The organism is Paraclostridium sp. MRS3W1 (assembly GCF_032465715.1).
In the GTDB taxonomy this organism is placed as follows: Bacteria; Bacillota; Clostridia; order Peptostreptococcales; family Peptostreptococcaceae; genus Paraclostridium; species Paraclostridium dentum.
In genome coordinates this window covers 1-15,316 of sequence record NZ_JAWDJM010000158.1, presented here as the reverse complement: position 1 = coordinate 15,316, position 15,316 = coordinate 1, and the positions used below count along the sequence as shown (strand labels likewise).

Annotated in this window: 14 protein-coding genes; 7 read left to right on the top strand and 7 right to left on the bottom strand. The window is 26.8% G+C overall.

What is annotated here, in order from left to right; translation table 11 throughout:
- The 7 genes from RWY47_RS12830 to RWY47_RS12805 all read left to right on the top strand — a co-directional run.
- The coding region (locus RWY47_RS12830) for a HAMP domain-containing sensor histidine kinase (RefSeq protein ID WP_316030344.1) at nucleotides 1–1,262 on the top strand (1,262 nt) is incomplete at its 5' end.
- Between the two features lie 91 nt (nucleotides 1,263–1,353).
- Nucleotides 1,354–3,027, top strand: coding sequence for a MutS-related protein (locus RWY47_RS12825; protein ID WP_316030345.1), 1,674 nt, complete (start codon nucleotides 1,354–1,356; stop codon nucleotides 3,025–3,027).
- A 131-nt stretch (nucleotides 3,028–3,158) separates the two neighbouring features.
- On the top strand, nucleotides 3,159–5,501 hold the full coding sequence (locus tag RWY47_RS12820) for an immune inhibitor A domain-containing protein (RefSeq protein WP_150843054.1): 2,343 nt from the start codon (nucleotides 3,159–3,161) through the stop codon (nucleotides 5,499–5,501).
- A 129-nt stretch (nucleotides 5,502–5,630) separates the two neighbouring features.
- Entirely contained in the window at nucleotides 5,631–6,068 is a 438-nt protein-coding gene (locus RWY47_RS12815; protein WP_199874189.1) for an aminotransferase class I/II-fold pyridoxal phosphate-dependent enzyme, read from the top strand.
- On the top strand, nucleotides 6,065–6,289 hold the full coding sequence (locus RWY47_RS18185; protein WP_206622209.1) for an aminotransferase class I/II-fold pyridoxal phosphate-dependent enzyme: 225 nt from the start codon (nucleotides 6,065–6,067) through the stop codon (nucleotides 6,287–6,289). Before RWY47_RS12815 ends, RWY47_RS18185 begins: the two co-directional genes overlap by 4 nt.
- Before the next feature lie 97 nt (nucleotides 6,290–6,386).
- Nucleotides 6,387–6,821, top strand: a complete 435-nt coding sequence (locus tag RWY47_RS12810; RefSeq protein WP_167402895.1) for a MarR family winged helix-turn-helix transcriptional regulator — start codon at nucleotides 6,387–6,389, stop codon at nucleotides 6,819–6,821.
- 23 nt (nucleotides 6,822–6,844) lie between these two features.
- Nucleotides 6,845–7,618, top strand: coding sequence for an EFR1 family ferrodoxin (locus RWY47_RS12805; protein ID WP_150887254.1), 774 nt, complete (start codon nucleotides 6,845–6,847; stop codon nucleotides 7,616–7,618).
- 80 nt (nucleotides 7,619–7,698) lie between these two features.
- Here RWY47_RS12805 and RWY47_RS12800 read toward each other — a convergent pair whose 3' ends face one another.
- The 7 genes from RWY47_RS12800 to RWY47_RS12775 all read right to left on the bottom strand — a co-directional run.
- Nucleotides 7,699–8,472, bottom strand: coding sequence for an EFR1 family ferrodoxin (locus RWY47_RS12800; RefSeq protein ID WP_150887254.1), 774 nt, complete (start codon nucleotides 8,470–8,472; stop codon nucleotides 7,699–7,701).
- Between the two features lie 23 nt (nucleotides 8,473–8,495).
- Nucleotides 8,496–8,930 carry a MarR family winged helix-turn-helix transcriptional regulator gene (locus RWY47_RS12795; protein ID WP_167402895.1) on the bottom strand — a complete coding sequence of 145 codons (435 nt, stop codon included), beginning with the start codon at nucleotides 8,928–8,930 and terminating at the stop codon, nucleotides 8,496–8,498.
- A gap of 97 nt (nucleotides 8,931–9,027) precedes the next feature.
- Nucleotides 9,028–9,237: a hypothetical protein gene (locus RWY47_RS18180; protein ID WP_224170918.1), complete on the bottom strand. Its 210-nt coding sequence runs from the start codon at nucleotides 9,235–9,237 to the stop codon at nucleotides 9,028–9,030.
- Nucleotides 9,238–9,248: 11 nt separating this feature from the next.
- Complete coding sequence (locus RWY47_RS12790; RefSeq protein ID WP_199874189.1) at nucleotides 9,249–9,686, bottom strand: aminotransferase class I/II-fold pyridoxal phosphate-dependent enzyme; 438 nt, start codon at nucleotides 9,684–9,686, stop codon at nucleotides 9,249–9,251.
- 129 nt (nucleotides 9,687–9,815) lie between these two features.
- Complete coding sequence (locus tag RWY47_RS12785; protein ID WP_150843054.1) at nucleotides 9,816–12,158, bottom strand: immune inhibitor A domain-containing protein; 2,343 nt, start codon at nucleotides 12,156–12,158, stop codon at nucleotides 9,816–9,818.
- A 131-nt stretch (nucleotides 12,159–12,289) separates the two neighbouring features.
- Nucleotides 12,290–13,963: a MutS-related protein gene (locus RWY47_RS12780; RefSeq protein ID WP_316030345.1), complete on the bottom strand. Its 1,674-nt coding sequence runs from the start codon at nucleotides 13,961–13,963 to the stop codon at nucleotides 12,290–12,292.
- A gap of 91 nt (nucleotides 13,964–14,054) precedes the next feature.
- Nucleotides 14,055–15,316 (bottom strand): HAMP domain-containing sensor histidine kinase (locus RWY47_RS12775; RefSeq protein ID WP_316030344.1); only part of this gene is annotated, 1,262 nt, incomplete at its 5' end.

Sequence of the window (15,316 nt, the reverse complement as noted above, 5' to 3'; positions counted from 1 at the left end):
GAAATGTAGTAAATAGTAAAAATTTAGAAGTAACGAAAAGGGAAATAAACTATTTATTTAAAGAAAATTATAACGATATAGATATTAAAAAAGTATTGAGTGAAGGTGGATGGGTAGAAGAAGTTAAAAATGGTAAAGTGGTAAATGTAACAGGTGTAAAAAAAGATAAAAAAGAATTTTACTCAATTGAAGATTTTATAAATGAAAAAAATACAAACTATAAGTATGAAGAAAGAGCATATAAACAAGGTGATAAGTTATATATTGTAAAGATACCAGATTATAGCTATAAGCTTTTGCATGAAATGTATGGAACTAAAAAATCCAAGACTTACATATATTTTAGTTTAGTACTAACAATAGCTATAGTATTTTTAATGTTTATTTTGCTATCTATATTGTCTATAAAGAAGATATCTAGGCCACTTAAAATTTTAGAAAATGAAATAAAAAAAATGAGTGAAGGTTATTCAAATGTAGGAGTTAAGTTTAATTCATATAGAGAGTTTAATAAAATAAAAGAGTCGTTTAATAATACTGTTAATAAGCTTGAAAAATCTGAAATTGAAAGACGTATTGCTGAAGACGGTAAAAAGAGAATTATAAGAGATATTTCTCATGACTTAAAAACCCCAATAACTTCAATATTAGGATATTCAAAGGCAATATCACAAGGAGTTGTAACAAATGAAGAGGAAAAAAAGATATACCTAGATTATATATACAATAAGGCTAAAAGAATTAATTATTTAGTTGATGAATTATTTGTTTTTTCAAAACTAGATAGTCCAGGTTATAAGTTAAACTTAGAAAAACATGATATAAGCGAATTTGTAAGAGAATTAGTAGCTTTGTATTATATAGATATAGAAGAAAATGGATTTTTACTTGATGTGAATATACCAGAAGAAAGTATATATTCTATTATAGATACTAAGGCGTTGGAGAGGGCCTTAGGAAATATAATTATAAATGCAATAAAATATAATGAAGTTGGAACAACTATTACTGTTGATTTAAAGAAGAGTGAAAAGTATATAGATATAATTATAGCTGATAATGGATGTGGAATTTCAGATGATGTTATAGAAAATATATTTGATGAATTTGTAAGAGCTGATAAAGCACGTAAAACAGATGGAGGAAGTGGGTTAGGGCTAGCAATAACTAAAAAAATTATAAAACTTCATAATGGAAAATTAAAATTGTATAGTGAAAAAGATATAGGAACAAAGTTCTCTATAAGGTTAGATAGACTATGATAAAATCTTGAGATGAACTCAAGAGCCTCTGTTTTTTAGTTATATATTACTATATAATATAATTAAATCAGTATTAAAAAGGAGAAGTTAAATGGGGGAAGTTTGGAAAGTATTAGTAGGTATAATAGTTATCGTAGTAGTTGGAATAGTTTTTTCCATTGTTGAAAATAGAAAAAGACTAGAATATATAAAACTTAATATAATAAATAACTATGGAAAAACTATTAATTTGGATGAAGTTATGATAAAAATGAAAAATGTATCTAGTTACTTTAGAAATAAAAATGAAAAAAACATAATCGATGATATAACTTGGAATGATTTAAATATGGATGATATTTTTAAAAAAATAAATAACACACAGTCTACAGCTGGACAAGAAGTTCTATATGATATGTTAAGAACTCCAGTATATAGTCAAGCAGTCCTAACAAAACGTGATAAAGTTATAGACTTTTTTAAGAAAAATGAAAAAGAAAGATATGATATACAATTTATTTTAGGCAAACTTGGAAAAAGTAATGAACTTTATATAACAAATTGTTTATTTAATAAAGAAGATAATAGTAAAAGTAACCTATTAAAATTTACATTATTATCATGGATACCAGCAATTAGTTTACTGCTATTATTTATACATCCAATGTTTTTAATATTAACAGTAGGTTGTGTTGTATTAAATGTATTTATAAGTCAGAGAAATAAAGTTGAAAACTATGATGCAAATGGATTTAGTTATATGATAAGTTTGGTTAACGCAGCAAATAAAATAAAAGAAAAAAATATCTTTGAAATAGATGAAAACATTGATTCTATAGATGCAAGTTTAAAGAAACTAAAAAATATTAAAAGAAAAAGCGTAGGAATTCAGGAAAAAAGCATAATGAGCGATATGGATGTATTTGCAGAATATGCAAATTTAATATTTTTAAGAGAGATAATAACTTATGAAAAAGTTAAAAATACAATAATAAAAAATAAAAAAGAATTAAAAAATGTATATGAGTATGTAGGAACTATAGATTCACTAATTGCTATAGCTTCATTTAGAGAGAGTTTAGATTTTTATACAAAACCTTGTTTGAAAATTTCAGAAAAAAGAGAAGACAATAATATAGAGTTTAAAGATATATATCATCCACTTGTAAAAGAACCAGTTTTAAATAATGGTAATTTTTCAAAAGGAGTATTAATAACAGGGTCTAATGCATCTGGAAAGTCAACATTTATAAAAACTATAGCAATAAATGCTATAATGGCTCAAACTATATATACTTGTTTTGCTAAAGAATATAAGACCTCATATTTCAATATATATACGTCTATGGCATTAAAAGATGATATACACAGTAGTGAAAGTTATTATATAGTGGAAATTAAATCTCTTAAGAGGATATTAGATCAAGTACAGAATAACATTCCATGCTTATGCTTTGTAGATGAGATTTTAAGGGGGACAAATACAGTTGAAAGAATAGCGTCTTCTTGTGAGGTTTTAAAAAACATAGGAAATGAAAATGCATTATGTTTTGCGGCTACACATGATGTAGAACTTACATATATGCTTGATGATATATTTGAAAACTATCATTTTGAAGAGACTATAACAGATAATGATATAAAGTTTGATTATAAGATTCATAGAGGAAGAGCGCAAACTAGAAATGCTATAAAGTTATTAGAATTTATGGGTTACGATAAAAAATTAGTAGAAAATGCTAATTATAGAGCGAAAAAATTCTTAGATACTGGTAAATGGAAATAAAGCACCTTATTATTTAATAAGGTGCTTTGTTTTATATAAAATAGATTAAATTTATATAAAAATTAAATTATATATTAGAATTGGGACATTGTATTCCATAGTATGTAGAAATAATACTTAGGGGGAATTTTATGCACTCAAAGAGGGTAGTATCTTTAGTTATCACATTAGGGTTATTAGCAGGGTCACTGACTTCAGTAAATGCACTAAACAATGAAAAACAAAATATAAACAGTTCACATAGAAGTGCTAATGATAATATAAGTGGACCGGTAGACATATCTATAGCTAATGAAGAGAAAATAATAGAAATGTTAAAAAAAGAAGGTAAAATAGATAAAAGTGCAAATTTTGAAGAATCAAATAGAGCTTTTAGAACCTATATGAATGAATTGGCAAAAAATAATAAAAGCCAACATATAACTAAACAAGAAAATGAATTTAAATCAAAAGAAAAAAAGAATATAAAAAAACATAGCCAAAATCAGTATCAGGTAAAGAATAGTAATGAAGTTACCGAGGTAAATGTTTTGACTGTTTTGGTTGAATTTGATGATTATAAGCATAATGAGATAAAGCCAGGGGAATCAAATATGTATTATCAAAACTATGGAAGAGATCATTTTCAAGATATGTTGTTTGGTGAAAATGGATATAAAGGGCCTAATGGTGAAAATTTAGTGTCAATGAAGCAATATTATGATCAACAGTCAGGAGGTACTTTAAAAATAAATGGAAAAGTAACTGATTGGTATACTGTACCAGGAAGTGCGGCATCGTATGGAGCTCAGGCAGGTTCTAATAATGATATAAATGCAAGACAATTAATAAAAGATGGATTAACAGAGTTAGGTAAAGATAAAAACATAAATTTAAGTGATTTTGATAAAATAGATAGGTATGATTTAGACGGAGATGGAAACTACAATGAGCCAGATGGAATGATTGATTATTTGATGTTTATACATGCAGGTATGGGGCAAGAAGCTGGAGGAGGAAGTCTTGGAAGCGATGCAATATGGTCACATAGATGGAATTTAGGAGGCATCTATCAAATAGAAGGAACACAAAGTGAAAATAGTTCAACAGGGAAATTTCTAGCGTATGATTATACTATAAATCCAGAAGATGGAGCAGGAGGGGTATTTTCTCACGAGTTTGGGCATGACTTAGGTATGCCAGATGAGTATGACACGCAGTATTCAAGTAGTTATAGTGAACCTATATCAAATTGGTCTTTAATGTCATCTGGAAGTTGGGCAGGAAAAGTACCAGGAACGGAGCCTACAGGGATAAGTCCATATAGCAAACAACTTATGCAAAATAAATACGGTGGAAATTGGCAAAAACCAACAGAGATAGATTATAAAGATTTAACAACAAAAGGTGTTACATTAGATTTGAAGCAAGCAAGTGAAACTGGTCAAACCGTAAAAGTAAATTTACCTGATTTAGAAACAGAAATAGTTAAGCCATTTAGTGGTGAAAATGTGTACTGGGGTGGAAAAGGAAAAGATGGAGAACCATTAAACAACTCCATGACAGCAGAAATTAATTTAAATAATACTAATAACCCACAGTTAAAATTTAAAACTTTATATGATATAGAAAAAGGATGGGATTTTGCAAGTATACAGGTTAGAGAAAAGGGCAGCAAAGATTGGAACTTTATCCAAGGGAACATAACTACTAAAGAACATGATCCAGGAGCGGAGGTAGTTATTCCAAATGGAATAACAGGAAAATCTGATGGATGGGTAGATGCTATATTTGATTTAGGTGATTATAAGGGGAAAGATGTAGAGATAAAATTTGAATATCAGACAGATAAATATACCTTTGGAAGTGGATTTTATGTAGATGATATAAGAATATTTGATAATAACAATGAATTATTCTTTGATAATGCAGAAGAAGGATCTAAATTTGAACTTAATGGATTTAATATTGATAAAGGTAAGGTTTATTCTAAAAACTACTACTTAATAGAATGGAGAAATCATGACGGAGTAGATAAAGGTCTAGCGGGAATAAATTCATTTGGTCAGATGTATGAATATGATCCGGGTATGGTTATATGGTATGTAAATGAGTATTATAGTGAAAACTGGACTGGAGTACACCCTGGAGGTGGATATTTATCAGTTGTAGATGCAGATCAAACAAATATACCTTGGCATTTTTATGATAAAGAAACTGAGTCATTAATAGCTAGTAATAAATATCAAATGCATGATGCGGCATTTAGCTCTAAAAAAGGTAGTAAATTTTCTATTGATGCAGGGGAATCATATGGAAGGATTGCTATAGACAAATATTCATCTTCAAACCCTAAGTTTAGTGATAAAAAAGATTTTACTAATCAAGCCGCTCCAGAATTAGGCGTTAAAGTTCCTGAGTTAGGAATGGAGATAAAAATATTACATCAAGCAAAAGATAATAGTAGTGCTACAATTAATATAAGTAAAAAATAAAAAACAACTTGAAAATTATTTGTAGAGAAAAGTAAAATGAATGGTATTAAAAAAATGAGTTTATACAGAGATATTAAGTATTTAAGTGAAGCGTAATATAAGTATACAACTATAGATAACAAAACTGTAATGTTAATGATATCGAATAATTATCTTGGGCTATCGAATAATAATTTAATAAAGAAAGCTGCGATAGAAATCATAAAATATTATGGAGTTAGATCAGGAGGATCAAGGCTAACAACTGAAAGCTATAATGTTCACAGAAAACTTGAGAAAAAAATAGCTAAATTCAAAAATTGTGAAGATTGTTTGATTTTTAATAATGGATATATGGTTAATGTTGGAGTAATATCATCAATTTATGATGAAGAGTTTACAATATTTAGTGACGAGTTAAATCATTCAAGTATAATAGATGGATGTAGATTATCAAAAGCTAAAGTTGTAGTTTATAAATATAATGATACGATAGATTTATCAAATAAAGTTAAGCTGAAAAATAGTAAGTATGGGGTTATAGTTACTGATAGTGTTTTTAGCATGGATGGAGATATACACCAATAGTTCCTATAATTATAGAAAATGAAGATGTTGCTAATGAATTTAGCAAAAAATTATTAGAAGAAGGTGTATTTATACCATCTATAAGATATCCAACAGTTAAAAAAGAGGAAGCTAGACTTAGAGCGACTCTTATAGCAACTCACAACTTTGATGATATAGATTTTGCTATAGAAAGAATAAAAAAAGTAAATGAGTTTATTAAAATTAATACTACAAAATAAGGTTTGTAGTATTAATTTCAATAAAAATGTTGCGTGCGCAACGAATATATATTATAATAATTTTAAAATAAGTACATTAGTATATGGAGGAATAGAAATGAAAAAATATGAACCAATTGGTGATTTAATATATTTTATATCAAAAGAACTAAAATCAAGAATGGATGAGTCTTTAAAAGACAGAAATTTAGGACAAGGACAATTATTAACTCTAATGACTTTATTTAAACTAAAAAATTATGATGAAATCACTCAAGAAGATTTAGCTAAATTTATGGGTATAAATAAAGCTAATACAAGTAGAAACTTAGCTAAATTAAAAGAAAGTGGATTTATAGTTATAAATCAAAGTAAGGATGATCAGAGGAAAAAAAATATTGAACTTACAAATAAAGCTTTTGAAGAATTTTTATATTTAGAAAAAATCATGAGAGAAATTCACAATGAAATGATATCTGGATTAGATTCATCTTCTTTAGATTGCACTTTATCTACATTAATAAAGATGAAAGAAAATTTACTCAACAAATAGGACTTAAACATTAGGAGGCATATATGAAGATTAATATATTATATTTTTCAGGAACAGGAAATACAAAATATGTAGCAGATTACTTAGGTGAAAAACTAAAAAATGAAAATCATATAGTTAAAATTGATAGTATTGATGAAAATCCTATATTAGATAAAGATGTGGATTTACTTATAATTGGAGGACCAAACTATGCATCAAATGTACCTGAAAAACTTTTAAAATGGGTAGTAAAAAATGTTCCTGACAATAATTCTAATGCAATAGTTTTCTGTACATCAGCAGGAATAGTTAATGCCCATGGGGTAGATTCATTAGAAAATAAATTGAAAAAAAAGGGATATAACATTGTTAGTAAAGAAACTTTTGTAATGCCTAGAAATTTTTATTTTGGCAAATATCCTCAAAACACAGATGATGAGATCAATCAAATTTTAAGTCAAACGAATGAACAGTTAGATGCGTTATTAAAAAATATCAAGTTTAATAATTATAAAAATGAAAATAAAGAAATTACTAGTATATTAAAAATAGATTTTTTTGCTAAGTTATTTAATTTTATAGCAAAATTTATAGGTAAAAGTTTTTCAGTCGACAATAGCTGTATAAAATGTGGGAAATGTATAAAAAATTGCCCTAAAGCAAATATAAGCTATGATAAAAATAAAAATATTAAATTTGGAAATGATTGTATGGCTTGCATGAGATGTATACACAACTGTCCTAAACACTCAATAAGCTATAATAATAAAAAGTATGATCAATATAATTTAAATCAATATATAAAAATTAAATAAAGCTATGGAGTAAGATAAAAAAGGAAGTAGTTTAAATAAATTTATTTAAACTACTTCCTTTTTTATCTTACTCCATAGCTTTATTTAATTTTTATATATTGATTTAAATTATATTGATCATACTTTTTATTATTATAGCTTATTGAGTGTTTAGGACAGTTGTGTATACATCTCATGCAAGCCATACAATCATTTCCAAATTTAATATTTTTATTTTTATCATAGCTTATATTTGCTTTAGGGCAATTTTTTATACATTTCCCACATTTTATACAGCTATTGTCGACTGAAAAACTTTTACCTATAAATTTTGCTATAAAATTAAATAACTTAGCAAAAAAATCTATTTTTAATATACTAGTAATTTCTTTATTTTCATTTTTATAATTATTAAACTTGATATTTTTTAATAACGCATCTAACTGTTCATTCGTTTGACTTAAAATTTGATTGATCTCATCATCTGTGTTTTGAGGATATTTGCCAAAATAAAAATTTCTAGGCATTACAAAAGTTTCTTTACTAACAATGTTATATCCCTTTTTTTTCAATTTATTTTCTAATGAATCTACCCCATGGGCATTAACTATTCCTGCTGATGTACAGAAAACTATTGCATTAGAATTATTGTCAGGAACATTTTTTACTACCCATTTTAAAAGTTTTTCAGGTACATTTGATGCATAGTTTGGTCCTCCAATTATAAGTAAATCCACATCTTTATCTAATATAGGATTTTCATCAATACTATCAATTTTAACTATATGATTTTCATTTTTTAGTTTTTCACCTAAGTAATCTGCTACATATTTTGTATTTCCTGTTCCTGAAAAATATAATATATTAATCTTCATATATGCCTCCTAATGTTTAAGTCCTATTTGTTGAGTAAATTTTCTTTCATCTTTATTAATGTAGATAAAGTGCAATCTAAAGAAGATGAATCTAATCCAGATATCATTTCATTGTGAATTTCTCTCATGATTTTTTCTAAATATAAAAATTCTTCAAAAGCTTTATTTGTAAGTTCAATATTTTTTTTCCTCTGATCATCCTTACTTTGATTTATAACTATAAATCCACTTTCTTTTAATTTAGCTAAGTTTCTACTTGTATTAGCTTTATTTATACCCATAAATTTAGCTAAATCTTCTTGAGTGATTTCATCATAATTTTTTAGTTTAAATAAAGTCATTAGAGTTAATAATTGTCCTTGTCCTAAATTTCTGTCTTTTAAAGACTCATCCATTCTTGATTTTAGTTCTTTTGATATAAAATATATTAAATCACCAATTGGTTCATATTTTTTCATTTCTATTCCTCCATATACTAATGTACTTATTTTAAAATTATTATAATATATATTCGTTGCGCACGCAACATTTTTATTGAAATTAATACTACAAACCTTATTTTGTAGTATTAATTTTAATAAACTCATTTACTTTTTTTATTCTTTCTATAGCAAAATCTATATCATCAAAGTTGTGAGTTGCTATAAGAGTCGCTCTAAGTCTAGCTTCCTCTTTTTTAACTGTTGGATATCTTATAGATGGTATAAATACACCTTCTTCTAATAATTTTTTGCTAAATTCATTAGCAACATCTTCATTTTCTATAATTATAGGAACTATTGGTGTATATCTCCATCCATGCTAAAAACACTATCAGTAACTATAACCCCATACTTACTATTTTTCAGCTTAACTTTATTTGATAAATCTATCGTATCATTATATTTATAAACTACAACTTTAGCTTTTGATAATCTACATCCATCTATTATACTTGAATGATTTAACTCGTCACTAAATATTGTAAACTCTTCATCATAAATTGATGATATTACTCCAACATTAACCATATATCCATTATTAAAAATCAAACAATCTTCACAATTTTTGAATTTAGCTATTTTTTTCTCAAGTTTTCTGTGAACATTATAGCTTTCAGTTGTTAGCCTTGATCCTCCTGATCTAACTCCATAATATTTTATGATTTCTATCGCAGCTTTCTTTATTAAATTATTATTCGATAGCCCAAGATAATTATTCGATATCATTAACATTACAGTTTTGTTATCTATAGTTGTATACTTATATTACGCTTCACTTAAATACTTAATATCTCTGTATAAACTCATTTTTTTAATACCATTCATTTTACTTTTCTCTACAAATAATTTTCAAGTTGTTTTTTATTTTTTACTTATATTAATTGTAGCACTACTATTATCTTTTGCTTGATGTAATATTTTTATCTCCATTCCTAACTCAGGAACTTTAACGCCTAATTCTGGAGCGGCTTGATTAGTAAAATCTTTTTTATCACTAAACTTAGGGTTTGAAGATGAATATTTGTCTATAGCAATCCTTCCATATGATTCCCCTGCATCAATAGAAAATTTACTACCTTTTTTAGAGCTAAATGCCGCATCATGCATTTGATATTTATTACTAGCTATTAATGACTCAGTTTCTTTATCATAAAAATGCCAAGGTATATTTGTTTGATCTGCATCTACAACTGATAAATATCCACCTCCAGGGTGTACTCCAGTCCAGTTTTCACTATAATACTCATTTACATACCATATAACCATACCCGGATCATATTCATACATCTGACCAAATGAATTTATTCCCGCTAGACCTTTATCTACTCCGTCATGATTTCTCCATTCTATTAAGTAGTAGTTTTTAGAATAAACCTTACCTTTATCAATATTAAATCCATTAAGTTCAAATTTAGATCCTTCTTCTGCATTATCAAAGAATAATTCATTGTTATTATCAAATATTCTTATATCATCTACATAAAATCCACTTCCAAAGGTATATTTATCTGTCTGATATTCAAATTTTATCTCTACATCTTTCCCCTTATAATCACCTAAATCAAATATAGCATCTACCCATCCATCAGATTTTCCTGTTATTCCATTTGGAATAACTACCTCCGCTCCTGGATCATGTTCTTTAGTAGTTATGTTCCCTTGGATAAAGTTCCAATCTTTGCTGCCCTTTTCTCTAACCTGTATACTTGCAAAATCCCATCCTTTTTCTATATCATATAAAGTTTTAAATTTTAACTGTGGGTTATTAGTATTATTTAAATTAATTTCTGCTGTCATGGAGTTGTTTAATGGTTCTCCATCTTTTCCTTTTCCACCCCAGTACACATTTTCACCACTAAATGGCTTAACTATTTCTGTTTCTAAATCAGGTAAATTTACTTTTACGGTTTGACCAGTTTCACTTGCTTGCTTCAAATCTAATGTAACACCTTTTGTTGTTAAATCTTTATAATCTATCTCTGTTGGTTTTTGCCAATTTCCACCGTATTTATTTTGCATAAGTTGTTTGCTATATGGACTTATCCCTGTAGGCTCCGTTCCTGGTACTTTTCCTGCCCAACTTCCAGATGACATTAAAGACCAATTTGATATAGGTTCACTATAACTACTTGAATACTGCGTGTCATACTCATCTGGCATACCTAAGTCATGCCCAAACTCGTGAGAAAATACCCCTCCTGCTCCATCTTCTGGATTTATAGTATAATCATACGCTAGAAATTTCCCTGTTGAACTATTTTCACTTTGTGTTCCTTCTATTTGATAGATGCCTCCTAAATTCCATCTATGTGACCATATTGCATCGCTTCCAAGACTTCCTCCTCCAGCTTCTTGCCCCATACCTGCATGTATAAACATCAAATAATCAATCATTCCATCTGGCTCATTGTAGTTTCCATCTCCGTCTAAATCATACCTATCTATTTTATCAAAATCACTTAAATTTATGTTTTTATCTTTACCTAACTCTGTTAATCCATCTTTTATTAATTGTCTTGCATTTATATCATTATTAGAACCTGCCTGAGCTCCATACGATGCCGCACTTCCTGGTACAGTATACCAATCAGTTACTTTTCCATTTATTTTTAAAGTACCTCCTGACTGTTGATCATAATATTGCTTCATTGACACTAAATTTTCACCATTAGGCCCTTTATATCCATTTTCACCAAACAACATATCTTGAAAATGATCTCTTCCATAGTTTTGATAATACATATTTGATTCCCCTGGCTTTATCTCATTATGCTTATAATCATCAAATTCAACCAAAACAGTCAAAACATTTACCTCGGTAACTTCATTACTATTCTTTACCTGATACTGATTTTGGCTATGTTTTTTTATATTCTTTTTTTCTTTTGATTTAAATTCATTTTCTTGTTTAGTTATATGTTGGCTTTTATTATTTTTTGCCAATTCATTCATATAGGTTCTAAAAGCTCTATTTGATTCTTCAAAATTTGCACTTTTATCTATTTTACCTTCTTTTTTTAACATTTCTATTATTTTCTCTTCATTAGCTATAGATATGTCTACCGGTCCACTTATATTATCATTAGCACTTCTATGTGAACTGTTTATATTTTGTTTTTCATTGTTTAGTGCATTTACTGAAGTCAGTGACCCTGCTAATAACCCTAATGTGATAACTAAAGATACTACCCTCTTTGAGTGCATAAAATTCCCCCTAAGTATTATTTCTACATACTATGGAATACAATGTCCCAATTCTAATATATAATTTAATTTTTATATAAATTTAATCTATTTTATATAAAACAAAGCACCTTATTAAATAATAAGGTGCTTTATTTCCATTTACCAGTATCTAAGAATTTTTTCGCTCTATAATTAGCATTTTCTACTAATTTTTTATCGTAACCCATAAATTCTAATAACTTTATAGCATTTCTAGTTTGCGCTCTTCCTCTATGAATCTTATAATCAAACTTTATATCATTATCTGTTATAGTCTCTTCAAAATGATAGTTTTCAAATATATCATCAAGCATATATGTAAGTTCTACATCATGTGTAGCCGCAAAACATAATGCATTTTCATTTCCTATGTTTTTTAAAACCTCACAAGAAGACGCTATTCTTTCAACTGTATTTGTCCCCCTTAAAATCTCATCTACAAAGCATAAGCATGGAATGTTATTCTGTACTTGATCTAATATCCTCTTAAGAGATTTAATTTCCACTATATAATAACTTTCACTACTGTGTATATCATCTTTTAATGCCATAGACGTATATATATTGAAATATGAGGTCTTATATTCTTTAGCAAAACAAGTATATATAGTTTGAGCCATTATAGCATTTATTGCTATAGTTTTTATAAATGTTGACTTTCCAGATGCATTAGACCCTGTTATTAATACTCCTTTTGAAAAATTACCATTATTTAAAACTGGTTCTTTTACAAGTGGATGATATATATCTTTAAACTCTATATTATTGTCTTCTCTTTTTTCTGAAATTTTCAAACAAGGTTTTGTATAAAAATCTAAACTCTCTCTAAATGAAGCTATAGCAATTAGTGAATCTATAGTTCCTACATACTCATATACATTTTTTAATTCTTTTTTATTTTTTATTATTGTATTTTTAACTTTTTCATAAGTTATTATCTCTCTTAAAAATATTAAATTTGCATATTCTGCAAATACATCCATATCGCTCATTATGCTTTTTTCCTGAATTCCTACGCTTTTTCTTTTAATATTTTTTAGTTTCTTTAAACTTGCATCTATAGAATCAATGTTTTCATCTATTTCAAAGATATTTTTTTCTTTTATTTTATTTGCTGCGTTAACCAAACTTATCATATAACTAAATCCATTTGCATCATAGTTTTCAACTTTATTTCTCTGACTTATAAATACATTTAATACAACACAACCTACTGTTAATATTAAAAACATTGGATGTATAAATAATAGCAGTAAACTAATTGCTGGTATCCATGATAATAATGTAAATTTTAATAGGTTACTTTTACTATTATCTTCTTTATTAAATAAACAATTTGTTATATAAAGTTCATTACTTTTTCCAAGTTTGCCTAAAATAAATTGTATATCATATCTTTCTTTTTCATTTTTCTTAAAAAAGTCTATAACTTTATCACGTTTTGTTAGGACTGCTTGACTATATACTGGAGTTCTTAACATATCATATAGAACTTCTTGTCCAGCTGTAGACTGTGTGTTATTTATTTTTTTAAAAATATCATCCATATTTAAATCATTCCAAGTTATATCATCGATTATGTTTTTTTCATTTTTATTTCTAAAGTAACTAGATACATTTTTCATTTTTATCATAACTTCATCCAAATTAATAGTTTTTCCATAGTTATTTATTATATTAAGTTTTATATATTCTAGTCTTTTTCTATTTTCAACAATGGAAAAAACTATTCCAACTACTACGATAACTATTATACCTACTAATACTTTCCAAACTTCCCCCATTTAACTTCTCCTTTTTAATACTGATTTAATTATATTATATAGTAATATATAACTAAAAAACAGAGGCTCTTGAGTTCATCTCAAGATTTTATCATAGTCTATCTAACCTTATAGAGAACTTTGTTCCTATATCTTTTTCACTATACAATTTTAATTTTCCATTATGAAGTTTTATAATTTTTTTAGTTATTGCTAGCCCTAACCCACTTCCTCCATCTGTTTTACGTGCTTTATCAGCTCTTACAAATTCATCAAATATATTTTCTATAACATCATCTGAAATTCCACATCCATTATCAGCTATAATTATATCTATATACTTTTCACTCTTCTTTAAATCAACAGTAATAGTTGTTCCAACTTCATTATATTTTATTGCATTTATAATTATATTTCCTAAGGCCCTCTCCAACGCCTTAGTATCTATAATAGAATATATACTTTCTTCTGGTATATTCACATCAAGTAAAAATCCATTTTCTTCTATATCTATATAATACAAAGCTACTAATTCTCTTACAAATTCGCTTATATCATGTTTTTCTAAGTTTAACTTATAACCTGGACTATCTAGTTTTGAAAAAACAAATAATTCATCAACTAAATAATTAATTCTTTTAGCCTTATTGTATATATAATCTAGGTATATCTTTTTTTCCTCTTCATTTGTTACAACTCCTTGTGATATTGCCTTTGAATATCCTAATATTGAAGTTATTGGGGTTTTTAAGTCATGAGAAATATCTCTTATAATTCTCTTTTTACCGTCTTCAGCAATACGTCTTTCAATTTCAGATTTTTCAAGCTTATTAACAGTATTATTAAACGACTCTTTTATTTTATTAAACTCTCTATATGAATTAAACTTAACTCCTACATTTGAATAACCTTCACTCATTTTTTTTATTTCATTTTCTAAAATTTTAAGTGGCCTAGATATCTTCTTTATAGACAATATAGATAGCAAAATAAACATTAAAAATACTATAGCTATTGTTAGTACTAAACTAAAATATATGTAAGTCTTGGATTTTTTAGTTCCATACATTTCATGCAAAAGCTTATAGCTATAATCTGGTATCTTTACAATATATAACTTATCACCTTGTTTATATGCTCTTTCTTCATACTTATAGTTTGTATTTTTTTCATTTATAAAATCTTCAATTGAGTAAAATTCTTTTTTATCTTTTTTTACACCTGTTACATTTACCACTTTACCATTTTTAACTTCTTCTACCCATCCACCTTCACTCAATACTTTTTTAATATCTATATCGTTATAATTTTCTTTAAATAAATAGTTTATTTCCCTTTTCGTTACTTCTAAATTTTTACTATTTACTACATTTC

Bases quoted from the DNA above. Each gene is read 5' to 3' on its own strand.
- RWY47_RS12820 (WP_150843054.1), top strand. From the start codon at position 3,159: ATGCACTCAAAGAGGGTAGTATCTTTAGTTATCACATTAGGGTTATTA.
- RWY47_RS12810 (WP_167402895.1), top strand. From the start codon at position 6,387: ATGAAAAAATATGAACCAATTGGTGATTTAATATATTTTATATCAAAA.
- RWY47_RS12795 (WP_167402895.1), bottom strand. From the start codon at position 8,930: ATGAAAAAATATGAACCAATTGGTGATTTAATATATTTTATATCAAAA.
- RWY47_RS12785 (WP_150843054.1), bottom strand. From the start codon at position 12,158: ATGCACTCAAAGAGGGTAGTATCTTTAGTTATCACATTAGGGTTATTA.
- RWY47_RS12815 (WP_199874189.1), top strand. From the start codon at position 5,631: ATGTTAATGATATCGAATAATTATCTTGGGCTATCGAATAATAATTTA.
- RWY47_RS12790 (WP_199874189.1), bottom strand. From the start codon at position 9,686: ATGTTAATGATATCGAATAATTATCTTGGGCTATCGAATAATAATTTA.
- RWY47_RS12825 (WP_316030345.1), top strand. From the start codon at position 1,354: ATGGGGGAAGTTTGGAAAGTATTAGTAGGTATAATAGTTATCGTAGTA.
- RWY47_RS12800 (WP_150887254.1), bottom strand. From the start codon at position 8,472: ATGAAGATTAATATATTATATTTTTCAGGAACAGGAAATACAAAATAT.
- RWY47_RS12780 (WP_316030345.1), bottom strand. From the start codon at position 13,963: ATGGGGGAAGTTTGGAAAGTATTAGTAGGTATAATAGTTATCGTAGTA.
- RWY47_RS12805 (WP_150887254.1), top strand. From the start codon at position 6,845: ATGAAGATTAATATATTATATTTTTCAGGAACAGGAAATACAAAATAT.